General features: G+C 62.4%; 7 protein-coding genes. All 7 read left to right on the top strand.

The window, feature by feature from the left end:
- The first annotated feature begins 161 nt into the window (after positions 1-161).
- The 7 genes from LPN01_RS07605 to LPN01_RS07575 all read left to right on the top strand — a co-directional run bounded on the left by LPN01_RS07605 (position 162) and on the right by LPN01_RS07575 (position 5,912).
- Positions 162-530, top strand: a complete 369-nt coding sequence (locus LPN01_RS07605; RefSeq protein WP_262827764.1) for a hypothetical protein — start codon at positions 162-164, stop codon at positions 528-530.
- Position 531: 1 nt separating this feature from the next.
- Positions 532-1,188 carry a hypothetical protein gene (locus LPN01_RS07600; protein WP_262827763.1) on the top strand — a complete coding sequence of 219 codons (657 nt, stop codon included), beginning with the start codon at positions 532-534 and terminating at the stop codon, positions 1,186-1,188.
- A gap of 118 nt (positions 1,189-1,306) precedes the next feature.
- Positions 1,307-1,675: a hypothetical protein gene (locus tag LPN01_RS07595; RefSeq protein WP_262827762.1), complete on the top strand. Its 369-nt coding sequence runs from the start codon at positions 1,307-1,309 to the stop codon at positions 1,673-1,675.
- 73 nt (positions 1,676-1,748) lie between these two features.
- Entirely contained in the window at positions 1,749-2,132 is a 384-nt protein-coding gene (locus tag LPN01_RS07590) for a hypothetical protein (protein ID WP_262827761.1), read from the top strand.
- Positions 2,133-2,623: 491 nt separating this feature from the next.
- Positions 2,624-4,111 (top strand): AAA family ATPase, encoded by a 1,488-nt coding sequence (locus tag LPN01_RS07585; protein ID WP_262827760.1) that lies wholly within the window; start codon positions 2,624-2,626, stop codon positions 4,109-4,111.
- Between the two features lie 236 nt (positions 4,112-4,347).
- A complete protein-coding gene (locus LPN01_RS07580) occupies positions 4,348-5,502 on the top strand; it encodes a site-specific integrase (RefSeq protein WP_262827759.1) in 1,155 nt (384 codons plus the stop codon).
- A 104-nt stretch (positions 5,503-5,606) separates the two neighbouring features.
- Complete coding sequence (locus tag LPN01_RS07575) at positions 5,607-5,912, top strand: hypothetical protein (RefSeq protein WP_262827758.1); 306 nt, start codon at positions 5,607-5,609, stop codon at positions 5,910-5,912.
- Positions 5,913-6,000 lie beyond the last annotated feature (88 nt).

Raw genomic sequence — 6,000 nt, 5'->3', positions numbered from 1 at the left:
GGCCGTCGCCCCGAGAGGAACATAGGGGTGGCGAAAGGTCTGAGCCGCACGTCGCCCCGCTAGGGGGCGGCATCATCGACAGCATCCACACCGTGACACGTCGGCGCACCAGCGTCCGGCGCGATGCTGCGCGTCCACGTCACATCACCGGGAGAACTAACATGCCAAAGCACACGAAAACGCTCGTTCTAAGCGCAACTCTGGCGCTCGCCGCCTGCACCCATCCGGCTGACGTGTCTCGACCCCTCACCGAGGTCGCAGACAAGAACGCCCACTTCATCGTCAAGGATACGCCGGCTGGCTTCTCGGTCGAGGTCCGCTATTCCCGCTATCAGTTCGTGCCGGAGATGAGCGCGTTGCTAGTCGCGTGCCGATCGCTGGTGACGAGCCGGGCCTACGACGAGGCCAAGAAGCGGGGCCGCGACATTGAGCCGATCAACGAACAGACCATCCGGGTTTCGACCGGGCGGAACATCATCAAGGCCAGGACGGCGTGCAGGGCGTTCGCCGAAGCTCGGTGGAAGCGCTGACGTGCGCGGCGCGAAGGGCAAGCTGCTCATCGCCGCGTCGATCATCGCGCTGGCGGCGGGGGGCTTCTATCTAACGCGGAAGGGCTCGCCGGCCGACCCGATCACCATGCGGCAGACGGGCGAAAGCACGAACGGCGGCGTCATCGTTCGACGCCGATTGATCGACTACCAAGCCGTGATCAATGAGGCGGTGGCGCGGAAGGCCAGCTTCCTGACCATGACCCTGTCGCGCGACATCGTTCGGGATCAGGATCTCAAGACGTCGATCCGGTTCACGCCGTTTCCCGATTCCACGGCGCGCATCCGCGTGAAGTACCACGTCGAATATCCAATCGGCTACGTACTGGCCCCCGGCAAGTTTCGGGTGGCGGGCGACGAGAACGGTCTGGTGATCTCGCTGCACAAGCCGCGGCTGATCGCGCGACCGTCGGTGAAACTGCTGTCCTACGACGTCTTGGAGAGCGGCGTGCTGATCGACGAGAAGACCGCACTGCTGGAATTGCAGCAGCGCATTCAACCGGAGGCGGAACGGCTCGCCAAGGCGGTGCTGCGGCGTCCGGACGTCCTACCCGTCAGCGAACGATCACTGCGCGGCTTCCTGACGCCAATACTCGCGCGCCAAGGCAAGGCGCCGCCGATCACTTTCGAATACCGATGAACTGACACCACCCGCCGGCGCTGGCCGGCATCATAATCCCACCAAGGCCCTCGGAGAAATCCGGGGGCCTTTTTTTGTTCGGAGTCATGACATGATTTCAATACGCAGTACCGCCGACATGACGATGGCCCTCAATTCTCTTCTCGACCCCGATCTTCGACGACTGCTGATCGAGCGCAGAGATCAGCTGCTCGGGTACGACGGGTACGATCTGGGGGAACTCGCGCACATTATAGTGGCGCAAAATGGTGACGGCCTTGCCGCGATTGAAGCTGAAGCCGGAGTGCCGATCGCGACCAACCTCGTGACGGGGGATCAACTGGGCCAACCCGATTTCGAGCCCTGCTTCGAATACGTCGAGCGACACGGTGGCTGGCTTGAGGCCGTCCTTGTGCTCGATGATTCGGGCTTCGGCATCGTGCTGCTCGTACCCGACAGAATTGACACCGACCCCGCTTTACTTGGAATGCTTCGGCGGCACCGCTGACCACCCGACCATTCCGAGCGCAACGCGTCCAGACTTCTCGTCTTGGGCGCTCTTTTTATGTCCGGAGGACATCATGCTGCATTTATATGACCGCGCCACGATGGCGAACGCCCTGACGCTCGATCTCGAGCCACAGCTTCACCGACTGCTTGCGCAGCGCATCGACTCACTTACGGAGGACTTAATTGATATAACCGAATACTTGGTGATCGACCCAATCCTCGACACTGAAGCAGACATCGTTCGGCATGTGGGATTTTCCCCGCTCGTTGATCCAATAGATGGCATTTGCTTTGGCGAACCTGATTTCCACCCGGCCCATGATTGGCTGCAAGATCACGGTGGCTACTTCGAGCTAATCGTCACCTTCGGGTCCAGCTTCGCCTATGTGTTGCTGATACGCGATGACGTCGAAGTCGATCATCCGTTGCTGCTGTTCTGCCGTCGCTACGCCTAAGGGGCCAGTCTGGGAGGGGGTGAACCGGAGCCGGCGGCGGCGAAGTCTGCGAACCTGAAATCCTGCCGCTCACCGCACCGCCGCATACGTTCATCAGCGCGGCGGAACCAATTCAGTCATCACCTCTTTTGACAATACCCGCCCGACCAAATCCCCTCGGGCGAACACGGCAAGGTCAGCGCTGCTCGCGCGTTGGCCGCCTTCAAGACCGGCGAGCAGTCACGTCAGTGGCTAGTGCACATGATCGGCGTCTCAGGACGCACCGGCCGGGCTTTCAGCCATGGTTGGTGAGCAAAACAGCTCCGAGCGTCGCATTGACGTATCTTCGCCGGGCTCATCAGCCTGCCGGATTACGTCGCCGGTTGTCGAAGGCATCTGGGGATTATACCCTGTAGTTGTCGAACACAGAAGTGACCTCATTGTGGTCACCTCGGGAAGCTGTCGCTTGAGGTTGTTGGATCGTGGGCACTGGCATTCATCCAGGAGCTACCATGATACAAGTGGATACTATCGCTAATGACAAGCGCTCTGCGGCACATCTAACGGTCACCAAGCGGGTGGACGTTGAGGCGCAGACGCAAGCAGTACAATTCTGGGAAGAGTTCGGGTTCGTTGCAGGAGCTGGCAAGGGGGGAAGCTGTGTCCCCAAAGGCGTCGTTGCATTGGAAACCCGCGACGCGGCCGTTCACGAGGCGCTATGGCGTGTCCTGCAACAGGCAGCGGTGCAATCGCGTCTGACTGTCGTGGCCGGCGATTCAGTTTTTCAGTTTTTCACCGCCGACGCATCATCGCTGTCAGCGCTGCGGGCCGCTGTTCCCGAAGGCGTCATTGTGCACGGGGAGGGAAGCGCGATCGCCTTGCCCGCCGACGGCGACTACCAACCCGATGAGCATCAGGCACGCAGCCTCACCGATCTGACCATCCTCGAGCTTGAACGCCCGCAGTCGGAGGTTTCATCCGAAAGTCCGCAGGCGTTGGTCACCGGCAATCCGCTGGAGCAATACTCTCTGCATGGACATCTGGCGGAGCTGGAGGCGTCGGCGCTTCAGACCAGTCCATTGCTCGGGGGCGTGGTGCTGGCGGGACAGGCCACCATCGTGTTCGCGCAACCGGGCTCGGGCAAGACGCTGCTGACGATCTGGTTGCTGATCGAGGCCATAACGGCGGGGCGCATCCTCGGGGGCAACGTCTACTACATGAATGGCGACGACAGCAGCTCCGGCGTCGCGGACAAGATGCGCCTTCTGGAAGAGGTGGGCGCGCACATGCTCGTTCCAGGTCTGCAAGGGTTCTCGGCCGGCAAGCTTGTCGCGTTGATGCGGCAGATGGTTGTGACCGACACCTGCCGCGGCGTCGTGATCGTGGTCGACACGCTCAAGAAGGTGGTCGACACCATGGACAAGAAGGACAGCACAGCCTTCGGTCAGGTCGTTCGGGAGTGCGTGGCCAAGGGTGCGACATTCATCGGCCTGGGTCACACCCGCAAGAACCCCAGCGCCAAGGGCAAGCTCGTGCACGCCGGCACCACCGACTTGCTGGAAGACGCCGACGCGGCGTGCATCCTCACACCGCTGGATGCGCGGCCGGGCTCCGGCGAAAAAGTCGTTCAATTCCAATTTATCAAACGGCGGGGCGGCAACGTCGACGAGGCCTTCGCGTACGCCGACGGCAACACCGCGTCGTACGACGAGCTCGTCGCTTCGGTTCGGCGGGTCGACCCCGAGAACGTGGAGCGCCTTGTCGGGGAGGCGGACGAGCGCACTGACGAGCCAATCATCGATGCGATCGTCGCCAGCATCGCGGACGGCGCGGTGCAGAAGATGCAGCTGGCGCAGGCCGCGGCGAAGCGGGCGAGGGTCAGCGCCAGGGCCGCGATTAAAGTCATAGAGCGCTATCAAGGCGACGACCCTGAGCGGCATCGTTGGTCGTATTCCGTGCGTGACCGTGGCGCCAAGGTCTACCGGCTGCTGACGACCTAAGCCCGGCGGACAGGGCGCAGGTTTTCAGTTTCGCAGATCGTCGCCGCGTCGAGGCGGTGGCAAACTGAAATCCTGGCCCGCCCCCCGCCGTGCGCCGCGGCGGCGTGCGCGCTGCCTCCGAGCAGCCATTCTCGCGAACCGCACAGCGCCGCCCGGCGCGCCCGTGAACCTCACCCAATCCGGCCAGCGGCGCGCCTCTGCGCTTCTCAGCCATCACCTCTTCGAAAGGATCCTCCATGCCAAGAGCCAAACTCTCCGCCTCATTCGTGCTCAGCGCGCAATGTATTGAGGGGAGAAAAAAGACTGACTATTACGACACTGAGACGAAAGGATTTGTCCTAGAAGTCCGCTCGACCGGCGGGCGAAGCTATTACCTTCGCTACCCAAACGCCGCCGGACAACAGAAGCAAAAGTGGATCGGTCGTGCAGAAGACATCACTTTCGCTGCCGCTCGAAAAAGGGCGCAGCGCCTGCGATCCGAGGTCACATTGGGCGGCGACCCCGTGGCCGAAAAGGCGCAGGCCAAAGCCGTGCCGAAGTACGCGGAGCTGGCCGCCATGCACCTCGCAGACGCCCAGCTTCATCAACGCTCGTACGACACCTTGGAGATGTACGTTCGCCGTCATATCTTGCCTCGCTGGGGCAAGGTACGCCTGACCGACATCGACGGCCGCGCGGTCGCGCAATGGCTGGCCGACAAGCGGGCCGAGGGCCTGGCGCCCGCGACGGTCGTGAAGATCAAGGCGATTTTCGGACGATCGTTCGAACTCGGCCTGCGTTGGGGGATCGCCGGATGTGAGCGCAACCCGGTCCGCGGCATCCAGATGAAGGCGGTCGACAACGCGCGGCAAAGGTACGTCACGGCGGAAGAAGCCGAACGTCTGATTGCGGCGGCTGATACGTCTCGCAATCCGCAACTTTCGGCGATCGTCAGCCTGCTACTGCTCACAGGTATGCGCGTGTCCGAACTGCTGTCGGCGCGTTGGGCGAACGTCGACCTCGAACGTCGCACGCTGTTCGTGCCAATGTCCAAAACAGGTCGGTCACGTTTCGTGCCGCTGGCGCAGGCGGCGGTGGATGAGATTCGGCAGATGCCGCGAGGCGAGTTTCTATTTCCCAACCCGCGCCATCCGGCGAAGCACCTCACGACGATCAAGCACGGGTGGCAGACAGCCCGGGACGCAGCGGGCTTGCCGGGGTTGCGGATTCACGACCTGCGGCATTCTGCGGCCTCGTTCATGGTCAACTCCGGGGTCGACCTATTCGCGGTCGGCAAGGTCCTGGGTCACGCCAATGTGGCCAGTTCAGCGCGCTATAGCCATCTGGCGCAGGACACGCTTCTCGCCGCCGTGGAGGCTGGCGCAGCCAAACAACAGGCTCGACCCGCCTGATCAACTTACCCCGCACGCGCGCTGGCTTCGGTCGGTGTGCGTGCGGGGCTCTTTCAGATTCCATTATTTTTTGCCGCTCGACGGCAACACAAGGAAAGCACGTCATGACACCTCACAAATCTATATCCGCCGCATCAATCGTCATTCGGCGCCCCACGGTCGCTCCGCGCGAAGGGTTGCGTCGGCTGATCGAAAACTGCGGCTCGAGCAAGCACGATTGCGCCATCGTCTTCATCACGGCGGCCATAGAGTCGGGCGTCAATACCGGGCCGGCGATCATCGCGCTGGGCGGCGAGCTTGGCCTCAACCGGAAGCATGTCGCCATCATTCTGCATGGGGAGGCCGGCGAGAACGCCGAACTACATCGCTGGCGTAGGGGGAATGACGGCACCTACGCGCTCTGGAGTTGAAGTCATGCGCCGCTCCCGCCTCGATCAATTGGAGGGGCAGCGGCGCTGACGATTGGCAGGACGGCGTTTCGCCCAAGCCCAGAGCGCC

The organism is Sphingomonas sp. A2-49 (assembly GCF_025548555.1).
In the GTDB taxonomy this organism is placed as follows: Bacteria; Pseudomonadota; Alphaproteobacteria; order Sphingomonadales; family Sphingomonadaceae; genus Sphingomonas.
Note: the sequence above shows the minus strand (reverse complement) of the source record. Positions and strands in the feature narration are given on the sequence as shown.